Source organism: Kaistella sp. (genome assembly GCF_049588135.1).
Taxonomy (GTDB): Bacteria; Bacteroidota; Bacteroidia; order Flavobacteriales; family Weeksellaceae; genus Kaistella.
On sequence record NZ_JBAVFG010000243.1, the window covers coordinates 1 to 1,795 of the forward strand.

Sequence of the window (1,795 nt, forward strand, 5' to 3'; positions counted from 1 at the left end):
CTTAAAATCAATCAAAAAATTCAAATAAATATTCATCTTTATATTCTATTTCAAATTTATTTAAAAACTCAAGATATTCCTCTCTGAAAGTTTTCTTTTGGTGATGCTCTTTCTGATTCAAAACATAATGAGTAACTTCTTTGACTTGACTTTTTGAATATGAAAATGCTCCATAACCTTCCTGCCAAGCAAATTTAGTTTTGCAAAACCGCTTATCATTAATGAAATTCGTAGATTCTACTTTAACGATTTTCATTAAATCTGGAATTGAAATTCTAAAATTTTTATAGGAAAAGAAAATATGAATATGATCAGGATTTGCATAAAGTGCAATAATTTTCTGACCTTTATTACTGAAAATCCCACAAATATATTTTTCTACCTCGTCTCTAATTTGCTCCGAAATTTGGTTTTCGCGAAATTTTACTGCAAAAACTATTTGGATGTAAACTTGTGAATAGGTATCTCCCATTTTTTTATGGTTTTTATATGCTTTTTTTGATAGCCTTCCTCCAGAATGCCTCATCATATTTTAAATCATTTTCTACACAGATAGAGTTCCTCCGGAACCCGCAATTCTAAACTTTAAATTCTTAATTCTCAAATTCAACAAATTATCAAATTCAGCAAATTATCTCATTTTCAAATTACATTAATGTGCTTCCAACCAATTATTCCCTACGCCAACTTCCACCAATAAAGGAACTGAAGTTTTATAAGCATTTTCCATTTCTTGTTTAATTAAAGCGCTTACCGTTTCTAATTCTTCTTCTGGCGCTTCAAAAAGCAATTCATCATGAACCTGCAAAAGCATTTTCGTTTTTAACTTCAGTTCGGTTAATTGTTCGTCAATTTTAATCATCGCTAATTTAATAACATCGGCTGCACTTCCTTGAATTGGTGCGTTTACCGCATTCCTTTCGGCGTGAGCTTTTACAACAAAGTTCGCAGAATTAATATCTTTTAAATGGCGTTTTCTATTCAAAATTGTTTCTACATATCCCATTTCCTGAGCTTTAATGACCTGATTTGCCATATACTTTTTCAGCTTCGGATAGGTTTCGTAATAAGACTCAATCATTTCCTTCGCTTCTTTCCGAGAAAGTCCGGTTTGTTCGGCTAAAGCGAAAGCACCTTGACCGTACAAAATTCCGAAATTCACTGTTTTAGCTTGTGAACGCTGGGTTTTCGTAACTTCTTCTAAAGGAATTTCAAATAATTTCGAAGCCGTGGAAGCATGAATATCTTCGCCATCCTGAAAGGCTTTAATCATATTTTCCTCTTCAGAAATCGCAGCAATTAAACGCAATTCTATCTGAGAATAATCGGCAGAAATAATCTTGTTTCCTTTATTCGCAACAAAAGCTCCTCGAATTTGCTGACCTCGCAAAGTACGAATCGGAATATTTTGCAAATTCGGATTTACGGAAGCCAATCTTCCAGTAGCTGCGGTGGTTTGGGAAAAATTGGTATGAACACGATGATCTTTTGGGTCGATTTGTAAAGGTAAAGCATCAACGTAAGTCGATTTCAATTTTTGATACGTTCGGTATTCTAAAATATGCTTGATAATTTCGTGTTTCGACGATAATTTTTGTAAAATATCTTCGGAAGTGGCATACTGACCAGATTTTGTTTTTTTCGCTTTCGGATCGAGTTGCATTTTTTCAAATAAAACTTCGCCCAATTGTTTCGGCGAGTTCATATTAAATTCTTCACCAGACAATTCAAAAATATTTTTTTCGAGTTCGCGCAAATCGTTTTCTAAATCGATACTTTCCTTTTCCAACCAAGC

At 33.4% G+C, this 1,795-nt stretch carries 2 protein-coding genes; both read right to left on the reverse strand.

Annotation, left to right across the window (positions count from 1 at the left end):
• Window positions 1-7: 7 nt before the first annotated feature.
• On the reverse strand, window positions 8-472 hold the full coding sequence (gene tnpA / locus WBY99_RS12890; RefSeq protein ID WP_423976740.1) for an IS200/IS605 family transposase: 465 nt from the start codon (window positions 470-472) through the stop codon (window positions 8-10).
• A gap of 180 nt (window positions 473-652) precedes the next feature.
• On the reverse strand, window positions 653-1,795 hold a 1,143-nt coding region (locus WBY99_RS12895), incomplete at its 5' end, for a DNA polymerase (protein ID WP_423976741.1).

Excerpts from the sequence above, each read along its gene's own strand:
- tnpA (WP_423976740.1), bottom strand. The coding sequence starts at position 472 with ATGGGAGATACCTATTCACAAGTTTACATCCAAATAGTTTTTGCAGTA.